Annotated in this window: 23 protein-coding genes; 8 read left to right on the forward strand and 15 right to left on the reverse strand. The window is 61.5% G+C overall.

Features of this window, described 5'->3' with window-relative positions; translation table 11 throughout:
- Window positions 1–73: 73 nt before the first annotated feature.
- Both COLINT_RS04680 and COLINT_RS04685 read right to left on the reverse strand, forming a co-directional pair.
- On the reverse strand, window positions 74–550 hold the full coding sequence (locus COLINT_RS04680; protein ID WP_039910363.1) for a PTS system mannose/fructose/N-acetylgalactosamine-transporter subunit IIB: 477 nt from the start codon (window positions 548–550) through the stop codon (window positions 74–76).
- A gap of 114 nt (window positions 551–664) precedes the next feature.
- A complete protein-coding gene (locus COLINT_RS04685) occupies window positions 665–1,105 on the reverse strand; it encodes a PTS sugar transporter subunit IIA (RefSeq protein ID WP_039910364.1) in 441 nt (146 codons plus the stop codon).
- Window positions 1,106–1,360: 255 nt separating this feature from the next.
- Here COLINT_RS04685 and COLINT_RS04690 point away from each other — a divergent pair, with 255 nt between their 5' ends.
- Both COLINT_RS04690 and COLINT_RS04695 read left to right on the forward strand, forming a co-directional pair.
- Window positions 1,361–2,125 (forward strand): DeoR/GlpR family DNA-binding transcription regulator, encoded by a 765-nt coding sequence (locus COLINT_RS04690; RefSeq protein ID WP_233418342.1) that lies wholly within the window; start codon window positions 1,361–1,363, stop codon window positions 2,123–2,125.
- A 14-nt stretch (window positions 2,126–2,139) separates the two neighbouring features.
- Entirely contained in the window at window positions 2,140–2,901 is a 762-nt protein-coding gene (locus tag COLINT_RS04695; protein ID WP_006723247.1) for a DeoR/GlpR family DNA-binding transcription regulator, read from the forward strand.
- Window positions 2,902–3,002: 101 nt separating this feature from the next.
- Here COLINT_RS04695 and nagA read toward each other — a convergent pair whose 3' ends face one another.
- From nagA to COLINT_RS04735, 8 genes are all read right to left on the reverse strand, one after another.
- Window positions 3,003–4,166, reverse strand: coding sequence for an N-acetylglucosamine-6-phosphate deacetylase (nagA, locus tag COLINT_RS04700; RefSeq protein ID WP_006723248.1), 1,164 nt, complete (start codon window positions 4,164–4,166; stop codon window positions 3,003–3,005).
- A 131-nt stretch (window positions 4,167–4,297) separates the two neighbouring features.
- Window positions 4,298–5,461 (reverse strand): SIS domain-containing protein, encoded by a 1,164-nt coding sequence (locus COLINT_RS04705; RefSeq protein ID WP_006723249.1) that lies wholly within the window; start codon window positions 5,459–5,461, stop codon window positions 4,298–4,300.
- A gap of 193 nt (window positions 5,462–5,654) precedes the next feature.
- Window positions 5,655–6,386, reverse strand: a complete 732-nt coding sequence (locus tag COLINT_RS04710) for a GntR family transcriptional regulator (RefSeq protein WP_006723250.1) — start codon at window positions 6,384–6,386, stop codon at window positions 5,655–5,657.
- 169 nt (window positions 6,387–6,555) lie between these two features.
- Window positions 6,556–7,650: a PTS system mannose/fructose/sorbose family transporter subunit IID gene (locus COLINT_RS04715; RefSeq protein WP_006723251.1), complete on the reverse strand. Its 1,095-nt coding sequence runs from the start codon at window positions 7,648–7,650 to the stop codon at window positions 6,556–6,558.
- Window positions 7,640–8,437: a PTS mannose/fructose/sorbose/N-acetylgalactosamine transporter subunit IIC gene (locus COLINT_RS04720; RefSeq protein WP_006723252.1), complete on the reverse strand. Its 798-nt coding sequence runs from the start codon at window positions 8,435–8,437 to the stop codon at window positions 7,640–7,642. The genes COLINT_RS04715 and COLINT_RS04720 overlap by 11 nt, the downstream gene beginning before the upstream one ends.
- A 98-nt stretch (window positions 8,438–8,535) precedes the next feature.
- Entirely contained in the window at window positions 8,536–9,018 is a 483-nt protein-coding gene (gene agaB, locus COLINT_RS04725) for a PTS galactosamine transporter subunit IIB (protein ID WP_006723253.1), read from the reverse strand.
- 85 nt (window positions 9,019–9,103) lie between these two features.
- Window positions 9,104–9,388 (reverse strand): preprotein translocase subunit YajC, encoded by a 285-nt coding sequence (yajC, locus tag COLINT_RS04730; protein ID WP_006723254.1) that lies wholly within the window; start codon window positions 9,386–9,388, stop codon window positions 9,104–9,106.
- The gene (locus COLINT_RS04735; protein WP_006723255.1) at window positions 9,388–9,831 is read right to left on the reverse strand and encodes a PTS sugar transporter subunit IIA; all 444 of its coding nucleotides are present in this window, start codon (window positions 9,829–9,831) and stop codon (window positions 9,388–9,390) included. The genes yajC and COLINT_RS04735 overlap by 1 nt, the downstream gene beginning before the upstream one ends.
- 463 nt (window positions 9,832–10,294) lie before the next feature.
- On the opposite strand from COLINT_RS04735, the gene COLINT_RS04740 reads away from it, so the two are divergent.
- Both COLINT_RS04740 and COLINT_RS04745 read left to right on the forward strand, forming a co-directional pair.
- Window positions 10,295–10,984, forward strand: a complete 690-nt coding sequence (locus COLINT_RS04740) for a flavodoxin domain-containing protein (protein ID WP_006723257.1) — start codon at window positions 10,295–10,297, stop codon at window positions 10,982–10,984.
- Between the two features lie 196 nt (window positions 10,985–11,180).
- On the forward strand, window positions 11,181–12,638 hold the full coding sequence (locus COLINT_RS04745) for a M20 family metallopeptidase (RefSeq protein WP_006723258.1): 1,458 nt from the start codon (window positions 11,181–11,183) through the stop codon (window positions 12,636–12,638).
- A gap of 109 nt (window positions 12,639–12,747) precedes the next feature.
- On the opposite strand, the gene COLINT_RS04750 is transcribed toward COLINT_RS04745, so the two are convergent.
- On the reverse strand, window positions 12,748–13,563 hold the full coding sequence (locus tag COLINT_RS04750; protein ID WP_006723259.1) for a ZIP family metal transporter: 816 nt from the start codon (window positions 13,561–13,563) through the stop codon (window positions 12,748–12,750).
- Window positions 13,564–13,870: 307 nt separating this feature from the next.
- On the opposite strand from COLINT_RS04750, the gene COLINT_RS04755 reads away from it, so the two are divergent.
- Window positions 13,871–14,194: a YbjQ family protein gene (locus COLINT_RS04755; RefSeq protein WP_006723261.1), complete on the forward strand. Its 324-nt coding sequence runs from the start codon at window positions 13,871–13,873 to the stop codon at window positions 14,192–14,194.
- A 230-nt stretch (window positions 14,195–14,424) separates the two neighbouring features.
- On the opposite strand, the gene COLINT_RS04760 is transcribed toward COLINT_RS04755, so the two are convergent.
- Window positions 14,425–14,844, reverse strand: coding sequence for a peptide deformylase (locus tag COLINT_RS04760; protein ID WP_039910365.1), 420 nt, complete (start codon window positions 14,842–14,844; stop codon window positions 14,425–14,427).
- 175 nt (window positions 14,845–15,019) lie between these two features.
- Between COLINT_RS04760 and COLINT_RS04765 the strand changes: the two genes are divergently transcribed.
- Window positions 15,020–15,655, forward strand: coding sequence for a flavodoxin family protein (locus COLINT_RS04765; protein WP_039910366.1), 636 nt, complete (start codon window positions 15,020–15,022; stop codon window positions 15,653–15,655).
- A 148-nt stretch (window positions 15,656–15,803) separates the two neighbouring features.
- Here COLINT_RS04765 and COLINT_RS04770 read toward each other — a convergent pair whose 3' ends face one another.
- A complete protein-coding gene (locus COLINT_RS04770; RefSeq protein WP_006723264.1) occupies window positions 15,804–17,237 on the reverse strand; it encodes a M18 family aminopeptidase in 1,434 nt (477 codons plus the stop codon).
- Between the two features lie 179 nt (window positions 17,238–17,416).
- Here COLINT_RS04770 and COLINT_RS04775 point away from each other — a divergent pair, with 179 nt between their 5' ends.
- Both COLINT_RS04775 and COLINT_RS04780 read left to right on the forward strand, forming a co-directional pair.
- Window positions 17,417–18,820 carry an FAD-dependent oxidoreductase gene (locus COLINT_RS04775; protein ID WP_006723266.1) on the forward strand — a complete coding sequence of 468 codons (1,404 nt, stop codon included), beginning with the start codon at window positions 17,417–17,419 and terminating at the stop codon, window positions 18,818–18,820.
- Window positions 18,821–19,349: 529 nt separating this feature from the next.
- Complete coding sequence (locus tag COLINT_RS04780) at window positions 19,350–20,411, forward strand: hypothetical protein (protein WP_006723267.1); 1,062 nt, start codon at window positions 19,350–19,352, stop codon at window positions 20,409–20,411.
- A 4-nt stretch (window positions 20,412–20,415) separates the two neighbouring features.
- Here the strand turns inward: COLINT_RS04780 and COLINT_RS04785 are convergent, their stop codons facing one another.
- Together COLINT_RS04785 and pheT are read right to left on the reverse strand one after the other, a co-directional pair.
- The gene (locus tag COLINT_RS04785) at window positions 20,416–21,396 is read right to left on the reverse strand and encodes a hypothetical protein (protein ID WP_006723268.1); all 981 of its coding nucleotides are present in this window, start codon (window positions 21,394–21,396) and stop codon (window positions 20,416–20,418) included.
- A complete protein-coding gene (pheT, locus tag COLINT_RS04790) occupies window positions 21,396–23,870 on the reverse strand; it encodes a phenylalanine--tRNA ligase subunit beta (protein WP_006723269.1) in 2,475 nt (824 codons plus the stop codon). The genes COLINT_RS04785 and pheT overlap by 1 nt, the downstream gene beginning before the upstream one ends.
- Window positions 23,871–23,873: the final 3 nt, after the last annotated feature.

A 23,873-nucleotide genomic window follows, 5' to 3' on the forward strand; every position in this document is an offset into this window, starting at 1 on the left:
TCCTTCCCTATTCGCCCATCGTTCGCTTCGATGGGCACACCCCGGGCCCACATGCCCGGAGATGGTTACCTACTTAGTAGTTCTTGAGGAGCTCGGACACGGGCTCCTTGGAATCGCGCGTGGTGGTCTGCATCCAGCACTCGACGCCCAGGCCGATGAGCTCCTCGAAGGCGGCCTTCTCCTCGGCGGTAACGGACATGTTCTTGTGCAGGCGGTGACGCTGGTCGTTGAAGCGCATGCCGGAGACGTTCAGGTAGTCGAACGGCAGGCCGTTCTCATGCAGCTTGAGGGCGTCGATGGGGTTGGTGAAGAGCACCATCGTGGCCTTCTTGAGCTCGGTCTTCTTGAGGACCTCGATGAACTTGTCGACACCGAAGACGGAGACCTTGATGTCAGGTGCGGCGAGGCCGGCCACGGACTTCTGAACGGGGTCGTTGGCGACCTTGTCGGAGACGATGATGGCGGACTCGATGCCGAAGTCCGGAATCCAAGTCGTGGCCACCTGGCCGTGAATCAGGCGGTCATCAATGTCGACGAGCTTAAGTGCCATGATGTTCTCCTTGTCGTTTGCACTTATGTTCATTGCTTCCAGCAAATGACGTAACACGTGGGGCGCCATCCGATGGGGGTGGTCGCGCCCTCGGGACCAGCGATCGCGGGCGAGCTAGAGGTCGAGATCGTCTCCATCGTCCTCCGCGACGGGAACAGGGGCCTTGATCTCCTGCTGGGCACCGGCATGCGCAGCGGTGATCTGCGCGCGAACGGCGTCGGCGGACTCGAGGCCATCGCGGGTCAACAGGAGCTCGACGACCACGGGCATCGACAGGCCGGTGTACGCGACCATGTCCATCCCGTTGAGCAGGGCGCGGGTGGTCACGTTGAACGGGGTGCCGCCGTAGATGTCGCACAGGGTGACGACCAAGTCGCACTCGGCGTTGAGCGCCTCGTAGGCCTCGCGCATCTCGGCCTCGAAGGTCTCCAGGCTCTTCTCGGCGGTGAGGCCAAGCGCCACGACGTCGCCCTGCTTGCCGGCGATCATCTCAACGGCGCCGAGGGCGGCGCGTGCAAACTCTCCGTGGCTCGCGAGGATAACGCCAATACGCATCTGCTGTCCTTTCATGTTGTTTTGTTATGTTCGTTCTGCTCACTTATGTTCGTATATGTTTGATTATTGGTCAAGGATTGTTTTTGCAACGCGCTCTTTTTTATCGTTTTTAACTGGTATCAATAGATTTTTTCCCGTGAGCGTGCTGTTTTGGACGGTAAACGGTAGTTGTGTTTCTGTGCACGATTTGCGTTTATTTTTGTTGTTCGTTTTAATTGAATTATGAACAAACGCTCTATAAGGAAGCTCACGGCCATGAAATCCGAACGTCAGCAAGCCATTCTCGACCTGCTCGATCAACATCATTCCGTTACGGTCAACGAGATATCCAACACCCTGGGTGTTTCGGATATGACCATTCGGCGCGATTTGGCGGAGCTCGCCGACAAGGGGCTGCTCGTGCGCGTACACGGCGGCGCCCAACTGCCGCGCTCCGCACGTGGTACGACTCTCTCGCGCCTGATCTCACACGAAGAGAAGCGCCATTTCCACGTCGACCAGAAACGCGCGGCGGCGATGGCGGCGGCGCGCACTGTCTCCGCCGGCGATACCATCTTCCTCGGCGGCGGCTCCACACTCGAACTCATGTGCTCGTATCTGCCGCAGGAGGACATCCGCGTGGTCACCAACAGCCTCCCCGTCTTGAACTTATTGGCTGACAACCCCCATGTCGACCTCTTCTTCATTGGCGGCATGATGCGCCATGACACCCGCGTCTTCACCATGCCGTACAACGGCCGCGGTCTCTACGGCCTTTCGGCGCCAAAAGCCTATGTCTCCGCCACCGGAATTTTCGGAAATGAGGTCTTCGGCTCTCGCCCCGACGCGACCATGGTTCTTTCCGATGCCCTTGCACGCGCCCAGGAGCGCTATCTCGTTGTAGACGCAGAAAAAGTTGGTAGGCGCGACTTCTGCCTGTTCACCACCTTGGAAGAGATGACCGCGGCCTTCGTCAACGCCGACGCAGACCCCCAGACCCTCGAAGCGCTCAGCGCTTACACTTCCGTTGTCACCGCATAACCGATTGGCAAGCCATGCTCAAATCTGAACGTCACGAACAATTGCTGGAACTGTGCACGCAGCGCGGTATGGTCACCGTCGCCCAAGCGGCGAAGATCTTCGGCATTTCCGAAATGACCGCTCGCAGGGATTTCGATGAACTCGCGCGAGATGGCGGCGTGAGCCGCGAGCACGGCGGCATCCGCCTATCAGGCGGGACCCCCACCGCCGGCGAGGTCCCCTTCTTTGAAAAGCTCTCGATACGCTCGCCCGAAAAGGAACGCATTGCGCACAGCGCGGTCGGTCTGATCAAGGAGCATGACACCGTTTTCCTCGGACCCGGTTCGACCTGCGCCCTCATCGCCCGCGCACTGCCGCCCATGCAGCTGCGCGTCATCACAAACAGCATCATCGTGCTGAACATGCTCCAAACGCGCAACGATGTGGAGATCTGCGCTCTGGGAGGACAATATCGCAAGCGCTCGGGGTCCTTCGTCGGTCCCGTAGCGGAAGATGCGCTCGCCCCACTCGGTATCGACACGTGCTTCATCGGCACCAACGGCGTGCTCGGCCAATCCATCTCCTGCTCCAACCTCGAGGAGGGTCGTCTGCAGGCGCTCGCTTGCGATCGAGCCGCCGAGCGGTACCTCGTCTGCGACTCAAGCAAGATCGGACAGATGGACTTCTTCGGCTTCTACAACCTCGATCAAATGGACGCGCTCATCACCGATCCAAATGTCAGCGACGAACAGTGCTCCATGGTCCTCGAATCGACCCGAATAATCGTCGCCGACTGATCCGCTTCGCCTTCAAGAACGTTTCGCATGCAAACGCCCCGATCCGGTACAACCGGGCCGGGGCGTTAAGGATTCATATCGCTCTCACGAGAGAACGATGGTTACTTCTCGACGTAGACGCTCTCGCCGCCGAGATAGGTCTCGACGAGGGACAGGTCGCCGGTGAGGACGACGAAGTCGGCATTGCGGCCGGGGCGGATGGAACCGCACTCGTCGGCGATGTCGTTGGCCTCGGCGGGAGCCTGGGTGGCCATGTAGACGGCCTCGGCCTTCGTGGCGATACCCCACTCGTAAACGTTCTTGACGGCGTCCTTCATGTTGAGGATGGAACCGGCCAGAGAGCCGCCGTCCTTCAGGCGGGCGGTGCCGCCGGCAACGACAACGGGCAGCTCGCCCAAGAAGTAGTCGCCATCGGGCATGCCGCCGGCGCACATGCAGTCGGTGATGAGCGCGACGTGCTCATGGCCCTTGGCGTGCATCACGATACCCGCGGAGATGGGGTTGACGTGATGGCCGTCACAGATGAGCTCGGAGAAGGACTTATCCTGGCTGGAAAGGGCAGCGCCCACCATGCCGGGCTCGCGGTGATGCAGGCCGCTCATGCCGTTATAGGTGTGGACGAAGACCTTGGCGCCCGCGTCCAGGCAGGCCTGAGCCTGCTCGCAGGTTGCGGCGGAGTGACCGAGGGCCACGACGACGCCGGACTTGACGGCCTCAGCGGTGAACTCGACGGCACCATCGTACTCGGGGGCGACGGCGATCTTCTTGACGAGGCCATGCGCGGCGGTCTGCCAGTCGTTCAGCTTCTCCATGGTGGGGGCGGAGAGGTAGGCCGGGTTCTGGGCGCCCTTGTACTTCTCGGTGAAGAAGGGGCCCTCGAGGAAGATGCCCTGGATGCGAGCGTGCGGCGTCTCGTCGCCAGCCTCGACGTACTCGGCAACGGAAGCGCAGGCGCGCTCGAGCTGCTCGGTGCTCGCGGTGAGCGTAGTGGGCAGGTAGCTGGTCACGCCGTTGCGCAGGATGCCACGGGACACGATGGCGACGCTCTCGGACTCGCAGTCCATGATGTCATGGTTATCGAAACCGTGGATATGGGTGTCGACGTAACCAGGAGCGATCTCGTGACCGGAGTAGTCGCGGATCTCGCAGTCCGGGGCCTCGGTCACATACTCGCCGAAAACACCATCCTCGACCATGAGGTAGCCGCCACGGGCAACGCGAGTGGGCAGATAGAAGGCATCGGCCTTGATTGCATAAGTGCTCATGTGTTCTCCTAACACGATATTGATGCACGCACTGGGCTTGTACCCAGAAAGCAACGAACGAGCAGCAAGAAAAGCGCCCGCCCGTCCTTGCAGACCGGGCGGGCGCCTTCAATTCGAAATTCCGAGAGCTATTAGGCCTCGAAGGGGTGGATGGTCACGCCCTTGACGACGCGGTTCACGGTGCCGGACGGGGACGGGGTGTCCGGCGTGTTGCCCACGCGCACGGAGTTGAGCAGGGAGATGACCTGGGCGACCATGACGAACGGCAGGGCCAGGTAGCCCTCGGGCAGAGCCTCACCGGCGAAGGTGAAGGAGGTGCCGTCGAACTTGATGGCGCCGTCCTGCTGGATGGCGATGGTCTTGGCAGCGATCTGGTCGCCGTTGATCTCGTTCAGGATGTCGAGGTCGTACTGACGGGTGTACTCGTCGTTGTTCATGTACACGAACACAATGGTCTTGTCGTCGACGAAGGACTTCGGCCCATGACGGTAACCCATGCAGGAGTCCCAAGAGGTGGCAACGAGGCCGTGAGCAAGCTCGAGGATCTTGAGCTGAGCCTCCTGAGCCAGACCCACGAAGGAGCCGGAACCCAGGTAGGTCACGCGGTTGAAGTCACCGGAGAGGAACTCGGCGATCTCGGACTCGCGAGCGACGACGTCCTCGCCCAGCTTAGCGGCAGCCTCGACCCAAGCGGTCTTCTGCTCGAGAGAAGCGGTGTCGAAGATGAGGGTGGAGAGCAGGGTCATGCAGCTGTAGGAGCCGGTCATGGCGAAGCCCTTGTCGTTGGCGCGCGGGATGAGCAGCGTGAGCTGATCGGCGTCGCCCTCGGACTCGACGGCGAGCTTGCCCTCGGGAGCGCAGGTGATGTTGATGAACTTGACGTTCTTCACGAAGGTCTTGGCAACCTGAACGGCGGCCAGGGACTCAGGGCTGTTGCCGGAACGGGCGAAGGAGACGACCACAGTGGGCTCGTCGGGGTTCAGGAAGTCGCGAGGAGCGGACACGATGTCGGTGGTCGCGATGGGCTTGAAGTCGTACAGCTTGGTGTCGCCAGCGTGACGCAGGTAGGGAGCGCAGGTGTCACCGACGTAGTCGGAGGTACCGGCACCAGTGAACACGACGGAGAGGCGACCCTCGCCCATGGCGCGAGCCTCGGCCAGGAAGGACTCGATGGCCTCGAGGTTCTCCTTGTAGATGTTCAGGGTATCAAGCCACAGCTCGGGCTGCTGCTTGATCTCGGTGGTGGTGTTGAAACCACCAATCTCGTTGAGCTGGTCGGTCGTCATCTCGAACATTAATACCACTTCCTTTACACTTGTGGTTTTACAAGCTGCTTTTATTATAAGTTGGTTATCTGGTTATAACCAGTAGTTCTCGACTTCACGGGTTGGACACAATTGACGATTACCTGCCTGAGCAGTTGAGGACCCTGCCGGGAAAGAGTCGGTTCTCACTCCCCCGCAATCCCCTCAACTGCCCACGCATGAACTACTCGCTGCGACGGTGCTGGACTCTGTACTTGAACTGGTCGGCACGGGCGACCGACAACGTGTATTCGACGATCTCGTTCGAACTGTTATAGGTGGTTCGAACCAGATCGAGCACGGGAGAGCCCTCAGAGATACCCAAGAGGTAGGCATCGGCAGGACGGGCGATGCTCGCGAAGAACTCCTCCTCCGCGACGCTGATCTTTTCGTGGTAGTCCTTCTCGATTACGTCATAGAGCGGCTTGCACTCAAGCTGGGGGCGTTTGAGGGACAGGAACTTGCGAACGGGAAGGTAGGAACGCTCGACCATCATCGGCATGCCGTCGGCGGAGCGAAGGCGCTTGAGCTTAAAGAGCTTCTCGCCAAGGCGAACGCCCATATGCTCGGCAAGGTTCTTATCAGCCTCGACATCGCAGAATTCGAGGATGGTGGTCATCGGATCGCGGCCCAACTCGCGCATCTGCTCGGTAAAACTGTAAGACTGCATGAGGTTAGTGGTCTGGGCGGAGCGATCGGCCACGAATGTGCCACGCCCGTGCTGGCGAACGATCAGGCCCAGGCGCTCGAGCTCCTGAAGGGCGAGTCGGACTGTCGTGCGGGACAGACCATAGCGCTCGGAGAGCTCACGCTCGGAGGAGATCATGTCGCCAGCGTGATACTCATGCTCGATTTTGTCGGCAAGAATATCCACGAGCTGGTCATACAAAGGCTGTTTGCGAGCCGTTGCCACCATGAGAACCGCCTCCGATACAAAAGGAAAATCGTCAATTCGAACGCAATGCGCTCAACGAGACGATTGCAATCGATGGGAATGATTAGAAAAAAACCCGGCGTGAGAACAAAGCCCACGCCGGGTTTGCAGGCGCATCTGGGGGAGATGTCACCTCATCAGTCGGCTGGAATTACCAGAGACCAGTCCACCAGGTGAGGCCGAGCCACTCGTTGAGCGGCAGGGCGCCAAGGATGCCGATGACCAGCATCAGAACGATACCCTTGATGGGGGTGAAGTTCTTCTTGGCGAACAGGAAGTAAAGCAGCATGACGAGCGCCAGAGGAACGAGCTTAGGCATAACGGTGTCGAGCGTAGAAGCCACGGAGAAGGAAACCGGGGTCTCGGTAACCTCAGCGTAGGTGACGGAGCTCATGCCGTTGCCCAGGTCGACGATACCGCACTCGACAGCGTTGCCATCAGCGTCGGCAGCGGTGAGGGCGGAGCCGTCCTCAGCGGTCATGCCAAGGGAGCCGGGCTCAGCGGTCTTGGTATCGATGGCGAGGTCGAAGTTCTCGGCCTCCTCGTTGGAAACCACAACGGTGTGAGCGGCGAGGCCACGGGTGGTGCCGTTCGGGATGTTGAGGTTGATCTGGGTGCCACCCATGTTGACCGTCAGGGCGCCAACCACGAAGCAGCCCATGATGGCGGCAGCGCGGGTGAAGGCCTGCATGTTGGAGGTCAGGGAGTCGATGGCAGAGGTGCCCATCTTGTAAGCCCAGTTCATGAGGCCGAAGCGGCAAGCGAACAGAGCGGCATGGAAGACCACGAGGAAGATGAGCGGGGCGATGATGTTGCCCTCGATGGCCATGTTCGAGGTGATGCCGGCCGTGATCGGCACGAGCGTCAGCCAGAACAGGGCGTCACCGATGCCGCCCAGCGGGGAGGCAGCGGAAATACGCACGGAGCGGATGGTCTGGGTATCGACCTTGTTCTGCTCGAGGGAGAGAACGATACCCATAACGAAGGTGACCAGGAACGGGTGCGTGTTGATGAAGTCCAGGTTGTGGTACATCGACGCAGAGAGGTCGTTCTTGTTGGTGTGAACCTTCTCGAGACCGGGGACCATGGCGAACAGCCAGCCACCGGACTGCATGGTCTCGTAGTTGAACGAGGACTGGAGCCAGTAGGAGCGCCAGACCATGCGGTTGAGCGTCTTCTTATCGACGTTCGGCGCAGGAGTAAGATCCTCGTACTGCGCGGGGACGACAAACTCATTAGATGCCATCGCTCATATCACCTCCGTCAAAAGAAGCGCCCTTGAGCTCGGTCTGCTGCTGGAAGTCCCAGAAAGCGATACCGAAGCCAATGATGGCCATGATCAGGAGCTCAGGCTTGGCGAGCGCGGGGATGCCGTGCACGATGGTGGTGAGACCAAAGCCGAGCAGGAAGAAGGCCCACATGTCGCGGGACATCATGATCTTCAGCAGGATCGCGAAGCCGACGAACTTCATCATGCCACCAGCGGCGGACAGACCAGCGTTGAGCCATGCGGGGATGGCGGAGACGACAGCCTGGCCGGCGGTGAGGCCACCGACGAAGAACAAGGTGACGATCGCGGCGAAGATGAGGCCGAGGATGATCTCGGACACGACGGTCAGCTTGGTGATGGCCTTGGTGTCAGCCTTCACAGCCGCGGCGCGGAAGGACTCCATCATCGGGGCACGAAGGGTGAAGAACAAGGTCACACCGTACTGGCCGAGCAGGGCGAACGGAATCGCGGTCGCAACGGCGACGTTGGGATCCATGTCGAGGGTGCAGGCAAAGACGGCTGCCATAATGCCACCAATAACAGCGTTCGGCGGCTGAGCACCACCAATAGGCATGTTACCAATGGTCATGAGCTGGTAGGTACCACCAACCACGAGGCCGGTCTGCACATCGCCGAGGATAGCGCCGATGATCGGGCCGGTGACGATAGGCTGGTACAGGGACTCCGTAAAGTCGAACTGGTCGATAGCGGCAACGAAGGTCACCAGGAAGACCAGGGCGATCTGAAGGAAATTCACGTCCATCTTTTGCTCCTCCTTTCAAATGTACTTTCTCGTACGAGATTAACGACCGGGATGATTTCATCCCGTATACAAACAAACTGGTTCGCTAAACCCCCAAATTACGCGAACAGCTTGTTGGTATCCTCAACGGGCGTGCTGGGCACTCGCTGGATGGAAAGCTCGACGCCATGCTCCTGGAGCTTGCGGAAGCACTCCACGTCGTCGTCGTTGACGGCGACGGTGGTAGCGACCTGACGCTTGCCCTCGGCCATGTGCATGTTGCCGATGTTGAGCTTCTTGATCGGCACGCCGCCCTCGACGAGCTTGAGCGCGTCCTGAGGAGAGTCGAGCACGATGAAGATCTTCTGGGCCGGGGAGGCCTTGTGGATCACGTCGATGGTCTTCTGGATGGAGAAGAAGCGGGTCTGAACACCGGTGGGAGCAGCCATCTTCATGAGGTTCTGGCGCATGGTGTTCGTGGAGACCTCGTCATTGGCAACGAGGATGAGGTTGGAACCCAGGGTGGAGTTCCACTGGGTGGCAACCTGACCGTGGATCAGTCGATTGTCGATACGGGTGAGAAGGATATTGGGCTCTGCCATTGCGATCCGTCCTTTCGTATTCGCGTACTGGCCTTTACTACCTAAGGGATTGAGCCTCTCATCGGCGAGGCTTGATCTCTTTAAGCTACTTGACGATCTCTTGGATCGCGTAGCGGGAGACGTCGAGCGTCGCGCCGGAGCGGACCTTGACCTCGACAACGTCACCTTGCACGCTCTTCACGTCGCCGAAGATGCCGCCGCCGAACATCACACGCTGGCCGGGTGCCAGGTCGGTGTGGATGTGCTCGAAGTACTTGACCTTCTTCTTCATGTTGGCCTTGGACCAGATGAAGTAGACGACGCCCATGACCGCCATGATGAGCAGCAGGGCGACGGAGGAGGCGAGAACGTTCTGCCCGAAGTTCTCCATTAGATGCCGTCCTCGGCGGTGTCCTCGTCAGCGGCGCCCATGACGGAAGCCAGGGACTGACGGGTGACGGCCTGCTGGCCCACGGTGACGGCCTGCTCGGCGAGAGCGGTCACGTCGGTGGCGCCGTTGCGGGCGAAGAGCAGCTCGATGATCATGGGAAGATTGGAGCCGGTCACGATCTCGAGCTTGTCGACATCGTTGGCGATCATCATGGACTGGTTGAAGGGAGTGCCGCCGAGCAGGTCGACGAAGACAATAACGCCCTCCTCGCACTCACCGCGCATCTTGGTGATGGCGGCACGGAGGTCGTCACCATAGGTGGCAGCCTGGGAACCCTCGAAGGGAACGATCTCGAACGCCTCCTGATCACCAGCGACCATATCGAGCGCGCTCTTGATGCCATTGGCGAAGTTGCCATGACCAGTCAAAATAAAACCGACCATTAATCCCTCTTTCCTGCTCCCGCCGCGTTATTTGGTGCGGCACTGGTAGTAACCACGTAACAAGTCGCTATTCACTATACCAGTTGTGAATGTTCTGTTTCCGACATTTCGGGCTTTTCCGATTTCGAACCGTTCATCGGTTAAAATCGACCGTTCACCCCTTCTGGTTGTGCTCAACTGCATATTCGCTACCGTTTAACGCCCTGTAAGCGTTTGCGCAGGTTCTCTGCTTCCAGCATGTTCGCCCGTAAACCTGCTGGCTAAATGTGCCACTGGTTATACAATTATGAAGATTTGAATTGATTGGTATCTTTTTCCAAGTAGTTGGTTTGACTCGTTTTACTGCCAGCTGCCTCAATTGATTCATCCACTTGCGGTTCGCGCGCCCATCCACTCGCAACCGCCGTGGGCACGGGCCCGCACGCCCGACCACGCCAACCCGCTCATCACGAAAGGCCCGACCATGGATCCAAGAACGGTCATCCTCTACAGGTCCAAGCACCACGGCAACACCAAGAAGCTCGTCGACGCCCTGGTCGCCGCCCACCCCGAGATCGACACCATCGATGTTGCGACGCTCGGGAAGGAGGAGTATCCCGACCTCTCCCCCTATCACATCATCATCGTCGGCTCCGGTATTTATTACACCAAGTTCGACAAGGATGTCCTGCGCGTATGCGACCACTGCCTGCGCGACGGCGACAACGTGATCGGCCTCATGACCTACGGCGGCGCCGCCAAGTTCAATGGCGGCGACCTCGACGGCGTGTGCCGCATGAAGATGGCGACCCTCATGTGCACCTACGGCTGCCCCGGCTTTGACACCTTCGGTCCGTACAAGTTCGTGGGCGGCATGAACAAGGGGCGCCCCAACCAGGAGGACATCGATGGGGCCGTCGAGTTCTACGACAAGTTCCTCGCCGATTACGGCGAGATCTTGGTCGAAGAGCGCCTGAAGCGCGACAAGCGTGACGCCTTCAACGCCGCACATCCCGCCGGCGGCCTCTTCGCCAATCTCAAGCGCAGCGCCAAGAAGATCGCCAAACGCGTTAAGGGCGACAACGATAAGGCCGCCGATGAGAAGACCACCGTGCCCCTCGCGACGGATGCGCCGAGCGCAACGGACGAGCCCACTACTTCCGAAAACCAGTAAGCGCTTAAAAACCAGCGCATTGTCAGAGTCACGAACTTGAACCGCCTCCCGTCTCTCATGCTCACGAGATGGGAGGCGGTTCGTCTTCTGGACCCCAGCGATATCGGCAGCCCGTTTTCGTATTTCAAGGAGTATGGTAGAAGGCAGCAGATAGGCGTGGGCGCCGAAGCGCCCCTCGAAAAGCAAGGTGGATACCATGCCCAAGACCAGAGCACAGCAAATCATGGCCCACAAAGAGCACCGTGATGCCGACCAGATCACCGCGGCGATTCAAGACATCGCCGCCGAGTTCGAGCCCTACATCATCAAGCAGCGCCGCCACTTCCATAAACACCCCGAGCTGAGCCTTCAAGAGGTGCGGACCACTTCCGATATCGCCGGCCAACTCGACGCCATGAATATCCCCTACGAGCAGCCACTCGAGACCGGCCTCGTTGCGACGTTGCGCGGAACTGCGCCGGACGCTTATCGCGAGGACGGTACGCCGCGCCGGCGCCTGCTCATGCGCGCCGACATCGACGCACTGCCCGTCACCGAGCGCACCGACGACGAATTCGCGAGCGTCAACGAAGGTTGCATGCACGCCTGCGGCCACGATTGCCATATCGCCATGATGCTCGGCGCCCTACAGGTTCTGCGCCACATGACCGACGACATCCACGGCGAGATCCGCGTTGTGTTCCAGCCTTCCGAGGAGAACGGCTCCGGCGGACGAATGATGTGCGAGGCCGGCGTATGCGAGGGTATCGACGGCGCGTTTGCCATGCATATCTGGAGCGAGGTCGACGCGGGCACCATCAGCTGCGAACCCGGTCCGCGCATGGCCAACACCGACTGGTTCCGCGTGGACGTGCACGGCACGTCCTGCCACGGCGCCATGCCGCAGCGTGGCAGCGACGCCGTGATGGTCGCCGCCGAAATCGTGAATGCGCTGCAGACCATCGTGAGCCGCGAGCTCTCCCCCTACGAACCCGCCGTGGTCACCGTGGGCAAGCTTCACGCCGGCAGCGCGCGCAACGTCATCGCGGGCGAGGCCCACATGGAGGGCACCGTGCGCACCTATTCCACGGCGACCCATGAGCTCATGCCCGCGCTCATCGAACGCATCGCGGTGCATATCGCGCAGGCTCATGGCGCCGAAGCCGAGCTCTCCGACTACACCATCGCCAACTACAAGGTCGAAAACGAACCCGTCGCGAGCGAGCGTTGCCGCCAGGCGGTCCTCAAAACGCTCGGGTCCGAGGGCGTTGGCAGCTACCGCGGCACCATGTCGGGAGAGGACTTCTCCGAATACCTGCGCCGAGTTCCGGGCGTGTTGGCGTTCGTGGGCTGCCGCAACCCGCAGATCGGGGCGACGTTTGCCCAGCATTCGTGCTTCTTCAAAGTAGACGAGTCGGTTCTCGTGAAGGGCTCCATGGTCGCTGCCCAATACGCCATCGACTTCCTGTCCGAGCCCACGCAAGAGGAGCTGGACGGACCGCTCGTAACGCGTGTGGCCGAAACGAACCCGCAGCTCGCCGAGACGCTGCGCGGCGCGCGCAGCAAGACGGTCGGCGCGCACAACGCCTTGCGGGACGCACGCGAGGCCCGAGTCGCCGCCGCACGCGAGATCCGCGAGGCGCGCCACGGGTCTGACACGCGCAACGGCAAGTAGTGGCAGGTGGCAGCAGCGGCAAGTAGCGGCATCGCACATATCAAGGAAAGGCCCTCGGGACTCCCGAGGGCCTTTTTCGATGATCGATACACCGCCGCTTGCCGACTGACTAACCCAATGCGACGTCGAGCACCATCATGACCACGAAGCCCGCGATGACCCCCAACGTGCCGATGTTCGAATGCTCCCCAAGATGCGCCTCGGGAATCAACTCTTCAACGACGACGTAGATCATCGCGCCAGCGGCAAAGGCGAGCATCCAAGGCATGAACGGCGCGATCTGCGTGCTCACCAGAACCACGAGAATGCCGAAGATCGGTTCGACGATACCGGACAGGCTGCCCATCACAAACGCCTTGCCTCGTCTCATCCCCTCGCGTCGCAACGGCAGGGAAATTGCCGCGCCCTCGGGAAAGTTCTGCAAGCCCATGCCGATAGCAAGCGCCACGGCCATGCCGAGATACGCCGTCCGCTCAGGGCCCGAACTCTGGCCCGCCATCGCGAACAACAGGCCAACGCTCATTCCCTCCGGAATGTTGTGCAAAGTCACAGCCGAAACGAGCAACGTGGTGCGTTTCCAACTCGTCTTGACGCCCTCGGGCTCATCGCCCTCCATATGAAGATGGGGCAGGAAGGTGTCGAGTGCCATAAGGAACGCCACCCCGAGCAAGAAACCACCCGCCGCCGGGATCCAGCCGACCTGACCGAGCTCTTCGGCCTGCTCGATGGCAGGATTGAGCAATGACCAGACGCTCGCAGCGATCATGACACCCGCGGCGAACCCGAGGAAGATGCGATGGGTGACGGCGCGGTCCTTGCGGAAGAAGAACACCACGGCCGAGCCGGCTGTGGTCATGAACCAGGTGAAGCCGCAGCCCATCGCGGCCCATATGAGAGATTGCATAAGATTGGCATCGATTTGCATACGATTTCGCCTCCTTTTCGTACGTTTTCCAATTTCTGGTCAAAATACCCTAATTGTGCGCCGACCATGCAGTCCGCCCCCAACAAAACCCCTGGATTCGTTTGAACGATTGCGGGACGTACTCGATGGTTGCCCCCACGCGGACCACGCACCCGAAGCACACCCTTGCGCGACCTGCGGATTCATCAAACCAACGACTATACATGTTTTCGATCACGTCGCCGTTCGGCGCACTATCAACCCTTTTTGACCACTTCTTCCAAAACGCACGGCTGGGTATAAGAAAGTACCGTCAAAAGGAGGAACCATGCTAACCATCACTACCACCAACAACCTCGACGGCTACGAGGTAGTCGAATACCTCGGAATCGTCACTGGCGAGGCCGTGAGCGGCATCAACATGTTCCGCGATATCGGCGCCGGGCTGCGCAACGTGTTCGGCGGGCGATCTGCAGGATATGAAGACGAAATGGCCCAGGCGCGCGAGGAGGTCCTGCGTGAGATGTCGCAGCGCGCCGAGGCGCTCGGGGCCAACGCAGTCATTGGCGCGAACGTGGGATACGAGACCTTTGCCGAGATGATCATGACCACCGCTTGCGGCACCGCAGTGCGTGTACGTCGAACGTCATAATCGCCCCGCTCACTCTCGCACTCTGTCCGTTCTCGTCGAAACGGGCACTCAGAGCTGCCGCGATCTCCATCACACGTAAAAACCCGGACCATCCAGAACCGCTATCGGTCGGATGGTCCGGGTTTTAAGGTAAGAGCTACAGAGCAAATCAGGGCACAGGGCAAAACGTAGAGCAGGGCAACATCCAAGTCCGGGTATGTCCATGTGGAACGATCTGCCTGTTGGGCAACTTAAACCAGCTTGCCCTGGCAGTGGTCGCACATGTGCTGAATGAGCTCGGCGGGCCACTCGACAAAGTCGCGCTTGCGCGGCTTGAACTCGCCGTCGACCAGCTCGTCGTATGCGACCTTGATCTTGACGAAACGAGTCACCCTGACGGAACCCTCGCGGGTGAGGCAGCTCTCCTCGGCCTTGAAGGCACCCATGCCGAACAGGACCTTGGGGTTGTACATCACGAGCGTGTTGCCCTCGTCGTCGGCCAGGGCGCAGATGGCCTTGGTCACACCGATCTGGTTGGCAGCCAGGCAGGCGGCATCCTCGATGGACAGCAGGGTATCCACCAGGTCCTGCGCGATCTCCGCGTCGGCGGCGGTGGCGGGCTCACACGGGGTGGAGAGGATGGCCTCATCCTTCACGAGCTCCTTGATCATGGGCGCTCCTTTCTCATATGGGCACAGCAAATCCTCGCCCATTCATTTCTTTCACCTGCGGAACTATACCAGATGCCCATCAAGGCCCACGCCGTATCGCCGCAGAACGAACTAAACTGATGAGAACGCAGACAATGGCCGCATATACATGCGGAGCAACGAGGGAGGAAGCGCCATGAAAGTCATACTCGTCAACGGAAGCCCGCACAAGAACGGCTGCACTCACCGCGCGCTTGCCGAAGTCGCCACGACGTTTGATGCGCATGGAATCGAAAGCGAGATCTTCTGGATCGGCGCCAAGCCCGCCGCCGGCTGCATGGCGTGCGGGCGTTGCCGCGAGACCGGCGCTTGCATCTTCGACGATGCCGTCAACGAGTTTCGCGCCCGTGCCGAGCAGGCGGACGGATTCGTCTTCGGCGCGCCCGTCCACTATGCCCATGCCGCTAGCTCCCTCATGGGCTTCATGGACCGCCTGTTCTACTCCAACGGCAAAGCGGGCGCGCCCGACGTACTGAGCTTCAAGCCCGCCGCGGCCATCGCGTCCGCCCGTCGCGCCGGCACCACAGCAGCCCTCGACGATATGCAGAAGTTCTTCACCATCTCGAACATGCCCATTGTGAGCTCCCGTTACTGGAACATGGTCCATGGATGCACGCCCGAAGAGGTCGAACAGGACCAGGAGGGGCTGTGGACGATGAGACAGCTCGGGCGCAACATGGCCTGGCTGCTCAAATCCCTCGAGGCGGGGCGCGAGGCCGGAATCGGCCTACCCGATCGGGAAGCCGGGTCCTTCACGAGCTTCATCCGATAAACCGATCAGGAGCGGGACAGCGAATCCAACGATGAACCGCCTCCCATCTCGAGGACCCTACTTTCAAGTCCAAGAGATGAGGGGCGGCGCATCCAATGTGGTGCGCCGCCCCTTTATCGAGGTTCGTATCTGTTGGGGTGATACTCGTCTAGCCGAGCTCAATCGAATCGGCACCGTCGATGCGGACGTTCGTATCGTAAAACGCCGTGAGCGCCTCGATGGCAAGGTCAACATCGCGGGCCCCGGCCGTCTCCATGCACGAATGCATCGAGAGCTGGGCACACCCGACATCGACTCCGTGCACGCTCACCTGCATGTTCGAAATATTGCCGAGCGTGGAGCCACCCGCCTTGTCGCTGCGGTTCGCAAACGCCTGATGCGGGATCTCGGCGTCGTCGAGCACGGCGGTGAACGCGGCACGGCTGAAAGCGTCGGTGCAATAGTGCTGGTTGGCCGCCTCCTTCACCACGATGCCGCCGTTCATCTGCGGGGCATGGAGGCTATCGGCGAGCTCGGGGTGCGCGGGATGCTGCGCATGCGCGTTGTCGCAGCTCACGAGCATGGAAGCGGAGAGCGCGCGGACGTACTCCTCGGGGCCGAAGCCCAAAGCGGCGTTCACGCGGGAAAGGGTGTCGGCCAAAAGCGTCGATGCAGCACCCTGCTTGGTTTCGGAGCCGACCTCCTCGTTGTCAAAACACGCATAGACCGAGACGGTACGCTCGTTCCCGCCGTTCATAAAGGCGACGAGCGAAGTGTAGGCGCACATGAGGTCGTCGAGGCGGGGCGAGGAAATGAACTCGCCGGTGACACCCCACACGCGGCCGCGCTCACGGTTGACCAGGAACAGGTCGCGCGACACGATTTGGGCAGGATCGATCTCGAGGGCATCGGCCACGATCATGTCGAGCGAGCCGTTCGCCAAGTCGCCCGCGGAGAGCAGCGGGAACAAATCGCTTGCGCGATTGGGGGCGAAGCCCTTGTTCACGCCGCCGTCCATGTGGATTGCAAGGCTCGGGATAAGCGCGACATCTCGGTTGAGGGCCACAAGACGGCTCTCGATACGCGCGCCCTCTCGCACCAACACGCGTCCGGCGAGCGAAAGCGGGCGGTCGAACCAGGTGTAGTCCATCATGCCGCCGTAAGCCTCGGTGTCCAGACGCACATAACCGGCGGGACCTTCGAGCTCGCCATTCGTCTTTACCTTGAAGCAGGGGGAGTCGGAATGCGAGGCTGTGAGCTGGAAGTGGTACGGGGCGCTGTCACCGGCCGATCCAGCGGCGACATCGACGGATCCGGCGACACGGTCGGCGGCTTTGGCAACATCGGAAGCAAAACCCGGAGCGGCCACACGCTCGCCCACACGCCAGGCCACAACGCTCGATCCGTTGCGCTGCGTGTAGTACGCGCCTCCCGGGCGCACCTCCCATGCGGCGCCCTCGCTCAGGTATGTGAAACCAGCCGCATCCAAACGCGCGCGGATAGCCGCGGCGCTGTGAAACATCGTGGGGCTCTCGGCGATGAAGTCGAGCAGGTCCTCGGCTGCCGTCATGGCCGGGGCCGTGGCTTTTGTGACAAAAGACATATGCGCTCCTGTTCGTGTCGCATGGTTCGCTTGGCTTATTCGGCAAAATCTTACCGCATACGGTCGCGGCGCCGCACACCGCCCGGCCGCTCCGCCCCGTTTACCAGTTTGCCCTTGCTAACTGTTTGCTTTTTTGTATCATTTCTAGTGCTGACACGTTTTTCCTCGAAGGAGTCACCATGACCACCGCCTCCACCCCTAAAACCGTCGCCGTTGTTGGCTGCACGCACGCCGGCACGTTCGCCGCTCAGTCAATCCTCACCGCGCACCCGGATTGGACCGTGCACGTCTTCGAGCGCAACGACACCCTGTCGTTCCTCTCCTGCGGCATCGCGCTGTGGGTCGGCGGTCATGTGAGCGACCCCAACCGCATGTTCTACTCCTCCCCCGCAGCTCTCGCCGAGCTCGGCGCGCAGATGCACATGCGGCACGACGTGCTTTCCGTTGATGTCGCCGGCAAGTCTCTCGTGGCGCGCGACCTCACCAGCGGCGAGGAGTCGACCTACGTTTTTGACAAGCTCGTCGTCACGACCGGCTCCAAGCCCGTCACCCCGCCCATCCCCGGTCTGGCCGAGGGGCTTGAAGATGGCCGCGTGATGCTGTGCAAGAACTGGGACCACGGCAAGGCCATCAAGGAGAACGCCATGCAGGCGGATTCTGTCGCCGTGATCGGCGCAGGATACATCGGCGCTGAGCTTGTCGAGCAGTTCAGTGAGGCCGGGGTGCGCGCCACCCTCATCGACGGGCTCGATCGCGCGCTCGCCAAAAACTTCGATGCGCCCATCACCGAGCAGGTCGAAGCCGTGTACGCCGAGCACGGCGTGGAGCTCGCACTGGGCCAGATGGTCACCGAGTTCCGCCTGAACGAGAGCGGTGCCGGTGTCACCGTCGTGACCACCGCCGGTGAATACGATGTCGACTACGCCATCATGGGCGCCGGTTTCCTTCCCCGCACCGATCTGTTCGAGGGCCAGCTCGAAACCCTTCCCAACGGCGCCATCAAGACCGACGAGTACATGCGCGCATTCCCGGCCGGCAGCACCGAGGCCAGCTCCGACATCCTCGCCGCCGGCGACTCCTGCACCGTGCTCTACAACCCCACCGGCACCTATGACTACATCCCACTGGCCACCAACGCCGTGCGCCAGGCCCTGCTCGTGGCTGCCAATATCGAGGAGCCCGTGCAGAAGTACATGGGAACGCAGGCAACCAGCGCCGTGCAGCTCTACGACCTGTCCCTTGCGGCGAGCGGTCTCACCCAGGCAGGTGCCGAGGCCCGCGGCGTGAATGCCCGTTCCACCACCATCGTCCAGGACTACCGTCCCGATTTCATGCTCACCACCACGCCGGTTACCGCGACCCTCACCTGGGATCCCGAGACCCGTCGCGTGCTGGGCGCCCAATTCCTGTGCCGCCACGACGTAGCCGAGGCCGCAAATGCTATCTCCATCGCCATCCAGGCGCGTTTCACCATCGATCAGCTCGCCAACGTCGACCTGTTCTTCCAGCCTAACTTCTGCCAGCCGGTGAACTTCATCGGTGCCGTGGCCATGCAAGCTGTGGCCGAACAGGACGCCTGCTAACCCGTTGCTCGGAACAACATGCACCCGCTAAGGGGCGCCGATCACCTTCGGTGCTCCTTCCTTTTGCAACATCGGCCATCTCGACAGCGCGCCCGTTGCCCGACCCCAATAGCCCTTCTGAAAGCAAAGCCTCTTGCAGGTAAAACCACCGCCTCAATCCCTCCAAACGAAATCCCGCGCTTTCGAAAGATCCAAAACAGCATAATCGTCCGTCTGAAAAGATGGTGCAGAGCCCCTCGGGCCACGTCTTCTGGCCGCTATGCATCCGCTAGGCAAAAATAGCCCAATTGATGCACTTCTTCAGCACGCCGTTTTCAATTCGTCGACTTTTGGTAATTACTTATCGCTTCCCCGAGATATAAGGCCCATTTGGATGCACACGACCAGGTGTTTTACGCGCCAGAATGCGTTGCTACCGGCCAGTCTGGAAAACTAATTACCAAAAGTCGATGAATTGACTTCAATCGCCCTTGCGCAATCCGACTCCCCCTTTGGGTACAAGCTCATTCATCGAGGGAGGGGGTATTTAATGGAACAGGTGATTTGCGGCGCCAGCGCCTTTGAGCTTTATCGAATCCCACCCCAGGTCACACTGCTGCTCCCAGAGTTTCCCCGTTTTTCGACGCGCCGGCAACGCAGCGCCATCTCCCGGTCGAACGACCTGGGTCCTTGGCTAAATCTTCCAATACACACCCTGTGCGACAGCCCGTCAGCCCGAACACGGTCTTCGGCAATCAAGGACCACGTCTGGAGCGGGGACCTCCCGAGTTCAGCTATCTGGGAAAACAACGAAGTCGGTGTTCAGTACACCTCGCCGCTCATGACATTGCTCACCTTGGCGCCGCTCGTCTCGGTGCACCGTCTCACCATGGCCGCTTACGAACTTTGCGGGACATTCGCCGTCTACACGCCCACCAAAGAAATGCAGCGCGAGCTCGACCACTTGCGCAATCAGCGCCTCGCATGGCCGGGAGGATGGCGGCAAGTGTATGACCACGTGGGCAAACCGACGTCTCTTTGGCACCGCGACCCGCTCGTGACGCTTCATGAGCTTCGCGGGTTCTGCGAGGAAAGCAAGGGCATGCACGGCCATCGCCAGCTTTGCCAGGCCGCACGCGCGGTCACGGGCGTTGCGGCATCTCCCCTCGAAGTGCAAGCATCCATGCTGCTGAACCTTACGCGACGACGCGGCGGCGAAGGGCTAGGGCCCATCGTCAACAACCACCCCATCACGCTGAACCGCGACGCCCGCATCCTCGCCGGCCAATCAACCTGCTATGCCGACATCCTTTTCCCCGAAAACGACATCCATCCGGCAATCGATATCGAGCTTCAGGGCCATATGGTTCACGATGGGGGCCGAGCGGGCGGAATAGACTCCAACCGCATGCCCGGCCTCAAGCGCATGGGTATCGAGGTCATCATGGTGACAGCCGAGCAACTCTATAACCCCGGGAGGTTCCATCGTCTGTCGGCCCACTTGTCGTCGTTGCTCGGAAAACGGCGGAAGGCGAAATCGGCGGGCATGGAAGCCGCCGAGCGCGACCTAAGGTGCGAGGTCCTTTCGAACTGGGAACAGCTGGTTCGCTGAGTTCTCAACGGGTCCCCGCGTACTCCATCTCGCGCTCTGCTCGTGCGTTGACCTCGGCGAAGACACGGCTGAAAAATTCCTCGTCGAGCAGGCGGTACACAGCGCCGGTGACCGGGTGGTTGGTGCGCACGGTCTCATGGGCGATGGCGCAGGTCGCAGATACCGACGCCGCATCGATCTCGTACTGAGGAAACGCCGCCGCGACCTCGATGAGCTGTGGCGTAAGACGCGGCATGAGGTCGAGTTCGAGAGACTTGCCGAACAGGTCGAAATCGCCCTGCTTCTTGATACGGAAATCCCGACTGGGCTGCTCGCCACGCGCATCAATTAAATCGCTCACGGCCTGGTTCCACGTGCAGTCGGCAAGCAGGTGAACCCATGTGCCGAGCACCATGTCGAACAGGGAGCGTCGCAGCTCATTGCGGCTCAGCGCGCGTCGGGAGGTCGCAAACGCATCGCGCTGGCACGCTGCGGTTTGGGCCACATCGAAATCCCACTCGAACGTCGGCGTGTGCGCGGGAGACACGTGGGCGACCTCGGCAGCGAGGGAGGCGGGGACCTGCCAGGGCAGCTCCAGAACAGGGCCCCCGGCCGCCGCAGAGCCGGTAGGACCAACGGGCGCACGATCAGAATCGGCACCCACGAAACCGGAGGCACCGGAGGCAAAACCGGGCGCCCCGACACCTCCCCCCGTTGCGCAATCGTCGCCGAGCGCATCCAACAGCCCGCACTCACGCGCAAGCGGCCGCACGTACGCATCGAAAAACTCGCCCGCGCGCGGCTTTGGGATGTGCTCGGGCTTGGCGAAATGCGTCACGCGATACGGAACGGGGCGCACCACGCCGGGCACCATGTAACCCACGTAGATATCGGGAATCAAGTTTCCAAAGAGAAACGCATTGCCGTCGCGCACGGCGCGCGCAACGGAGCCGCCGCCCTTGAGCAGCCGCTCCGCATGCGCGATATGTATGTTCCAGCTAGGCACTAGCTGCGGACCTCGCCGCCGGTGGCCTTGCACACCTTCGTCACCAGCTTGGAGTGAGCGCGCTCGACCTCCTCGCTTGTAAGGGTATGGTCGTCGGCGCGATAGGTGAGCGCGAAGGCCATGGACTTCTTGCCCACGCCAACGCGCACCGGGTCGCGGTACACGTCGAACAGGCGCACGCCCACGAGCAGCTTGCCGCCGGCGGAGCGCAGACGGCGCTCCAGGTCCTCGCAGGTCACATCGTCGTCAACAACGATGGCAAGGTCGTGCTCGACGCTCGGGAACTGGGAGAACTCGCGATAGGCCTCCTGGGCGCCAGCGCCCTTGATCAGCGCCTCGAGATTCAACTCAAAGGCCACCACGGGGATATCGATGCCGTAGACATCGCGCGCATCGGGATGGATCTCGCCGACCCAGCCGAGAACCGTACCGCCGGAGAGCACCTCGGCGCCGCGGCCGGGCTGCAGGAAGGCGTAGTCGTCGCCGCCGGCGGGACGGAAGCGGACCTTAGGCGTGCGCAGCTGGGAGAGCAGCTCCTCAACAACGCCCTTGCCGTCGAAGAAACGAAGCGGCATGGGCTTGTGATTCCAGGTCACATCGCCCATGGAGCCGGAAAGCACGCCCGCCACGGACTCGCGCTCCTTCGGCGCGCTGGCGTTCTCGCGGCCGAAGAACAGCGTGCCGATCTCATACAGCTGCACGTTTGCGGTGCTGTGCTTGATGTTGTACTCGACGGACTGCAGCAAGCCCGGAATGAGCGAGCGGCGCATCTCGGTCTGCTCGGCCACGAGCGGGTTCATGATCTCGACCGGGCATCCACGGCCCTCGTCCGTCATGCCGATGCGCTCGAGGTCGCCGGGGGCGGCGAAGGAGAAGTTCATGGTCTCGTTGAGGCCGCAGGCGCGCAGGATCTGACCGACCTTGCGGGTGAGCTGCTGCTCGCGGGTGAGGCCGCCGATGTGGTTTTTGGCGGCGGGGATGGTGGCTTCGACGCGATCCATGCCCCACAGACGCAGGACCTCCTCGATCAGGTCGATCTCACGGGTGAGGTCGGGGCGGAACGTGGCGGGCATGACCGCGAACACGCACGCATCCCCCTCCCCCTCGGCCTCGACGGAGCAGCCGAGACGCGTGAGCGCCGTCTCGATGAAAGAGGGCTCGATCGCGGCGCCGCACAGCTCGTGCACGCGGGAAAGACGCAGGCTGATGGGAGCGAGCTGCTTGGGCGAGGGATAGACGTCCACGCAACCCGGGGCAACCTTGCCGCCAGCAAGCTGCTCGATGAGGGCGCAGGCGATGTTGGCAACATCCACGCAGCCGGTCTCGTCGACCTGGCGCTCGAAGCGGATGGAGGCATCGGAGATCAGCGCGAGGTCGCGGCTGGTGTGGGAGGTGCGGCCAGCGTTGAAGCAGGCGCTCTCCACCAGCACGTCGACGGTGGCGTCGGTAACCTCGGACTCCATGCCGCCCATGACGCCCGCGAGCGCGACCGGGGTGGCGCCGGCCTCGCCGGTGGCGATGAGACCCATGCCCGCGGAGAGTGTGCGCTCCACGTCGTCGAGGGTGCGGAAGACCTCGCCCTCACGCGCCACGCGGACGGCCACGGAGCGCTTGCCGCTCTTCTCCTCGAACGCGTTGAGGTCGAAGGCGTGCAGCGGCTGGCCGGTGAGCATCATCACGTAGTTGGTGATGTCCACGACGTTGTTGTGCGTGCGGATGCCGCAGGAATTGAGGCGCTGGACGAGCCACTCGGGCGAGGGACCGACCTTCACGTCGCGCACCACGCGGGCGACATAGCGATCGCACAGGCCCTCGTCGATGAGCTCGACCGAGACGGTCTCGGCGGTCGGGGTGCCGGACTCGGCGGCGATGGCAGGCAGGTCGACGTGGAAGTCGCGGTCGTAAATGGCGCCGACCTCGCGCGCGATGCCGATCATGGAGAGGCAGTCGGCGCGGTTCGGGGTGATCTCACAGTCGAGCACGGTGTCGGACGTGCCCAGGTACTGGGCAAACGGCATGCCGATGGGAGCATCCTCGGGAAGGATCATGATACCCTCGTGATCGGCGGAGAGGCCGAGTTCGCGCGCGGAGCAATTCATGCCACAGGACACGACGCCACGAAGCTTTCCCTTCTTGATCTTGATGTCGCCGGGCAGCTCCGCGCCGATCATCGCGGTCACGATGTGGTCGCCCTCGTTGAAGTTCTGTGCGCCGCACACGATCTGCAGGGGCTCCGGGCTGCCCTCGGCGTCCACGTTGTTGGTGCCCACGTCGACCATGGTGACCCACAGGTGATCGGAATCGGGATGGGCCTCCTTGGAAAGGACCTTGGCCGTCACGATGCGATCGAAGGACTCGCCCACCGTCTCGATGGCCTCGACCTCGGTGCCGGTGCGGATGAACTCACGGGAAAGCTCGGAGGGGTCCTCCGGCAGCTCGACCATGCTCTTCAGCCAGTCGTAAGAAACTTTCATCTC

This window comes from Collinsella intestinalis DSM 13280 (assembly GCF_000156175.1).
Classification (GTDB): domain Bacteria; phylum Actinomycetota; class Coriobacteriia; order Coriobacteriales; family Coriobacteriaceae; genus Collinsella; species Collinsella intestinalis.

Bases quoted from the DNA above. Each gene is read 5' to 3' on its own strand.
- COLINT_RS04680 (WP_039910363.1), bottom strand. From the start codon at position 550: ATGGCACTTAAGCTCGTCGACATTGATGACCGCCTGATTCACGGCCAG.
- COLINT_RS04685 (WP_039910364.1), bottom strand. From the start codon at position 1,105: ATGCGTATTGGCGTTATCCTCGCGAGCCACGGAGAGTTTGCACGCGCC.
- COLINT_RS04690 (WP_233418342.1), top strand. From the start codon at position 1,361: ATGAAATCCGAACGTCAGCAAGCCATTCTCGACCTGCTCGATCAACAT.
- COLINT_RS04695 (WP_006723247.1), top strand. From the start codon at position 2,140: ATGCTCAAATCTGAACGTCACGAACAATTGCTGGAACTGTGCACGCAG.
- nagA (WP_006723248.1), bottom strand. From the start codon at position 4,166: ATGAGCACTTATGCAATCAAGGCCGATGCCTTCTATCTGCCCACTCGC.
- COLINT_RS04705 (WP_006723249.1), bottom strand. From the start codon at position 5,461: ATGTTCGAGATGACGACCGACCAGCTCAACGAGATTGGTGGTTTCAAC.
- COLINT_RS04710 (WP_006723250.1), bottom strand. From the start codon at position 6,386: ATGGTGGCAACGGCTCGCAAACAGCCTTTGTATGACCAGCTCGTGGAT.
- COLINT_RS04715 (WP_006723251.1), bottom strand. From the start codon at position 7,650: ATGGCATCTAATGAGTTTGTCGTCCCCGCGCAGTACGAGGATCTTACT.
- COLINT_RS04720 (WP_006723252.1), bottom strand. From the start codon at position 8,437: ATGGACGTGAATTTCCTTCAGATCGCCCTGGTCTTCCTGGTGACCTTC.
- agaB (WP_006723253.1), bottom strand. From the start codon at position 9,018: ATGGCAGAGCCCAATATCCTTCTCACCCGTATCGACAATCGACTGATC.
- yajC (WP_006723254.1), bottom strand. From the start codon at position 9,388: ATGGAGAACTTCGGGCAGAACGTTCTCGCCTCCTCCGTCGCCCTGCTG.
- COLINT_RS04735 (WP_006723255.1), bottom strand. From the start codon at position 9,831: ATGGTCGGTTTTATTTTGACTGGTCATGGCAACTTCGCCAATGGCATC.
- COLINT_RS04740 (WP_006723257.1), top strand. From the start codon at position 10,295: ATGGATCCAAGAACGGTCATCCTCTACAGGTCCAAGCACCACGGCAAC.
- COLINT_RS04745 (WP_006723258.1), top strand. From the start codon at position 11,181: ATGCCCAAGACCAGAGCACAGCAAATCATGGCCCACAAAGAGCACCGT.
- COLINT_RS04750 (WP_006723259.1), bottom strand. From the start codon at position 13,563: ATGCAAATCGATGCCAATCTTATGCAATCTCTCATATGGGCCGCGATG.
- COLINT_RS04755 (WP_006723261.1), top strand. From the start codon at position 13,871: ATGCTAACCATCACTACCACCAACAACCTCGACGGCTACGAGGTAGTC.
- COLINT_RS04760 (WP_039910365.1), bottom strand. From the start codon at position 14,844: ATGATCAAGGAGCTCGTGAAGGATGAGGCCATCCTCTCCACCCCGTGT.
- COLINT_RS04765 (WP_039910366.1), top strand. From the start codon at position 15,020: ATGAAAGTCATACTCGTCAACGGAAGCCCGCACAAGAACGGCTGCACT.
- COLINT_RS04770 (WP_006723264.1), bottom strand. From the start codon at position 17,237: ATGTCTTTTGTCACAAAAGCCACGGCCCCGGCCATGACGGCAGCCGAG.
- COLINT_RS04775 (WP_006723266.1), top strand. From the start codon at position 17,417: ATGACCACCGCCTCCACCCCTAAAACCGTCGCCGTTGTTGGCTGCACG.
- COLINT_RS04780 (WP_006723267.1), top strand. From the start codon at position 19,350: ATGGAACAGGTGATTTGCGGCGCCAGCGCCTTTGAGCTTTATCGAATC.
- pheT (WP_006723269.1), bottom strand. From the start codon at position 23,870: ATGAAAGTTTCTTACGACTGGCTGAAGAGCATGGTCGAGCTGCCGGAG.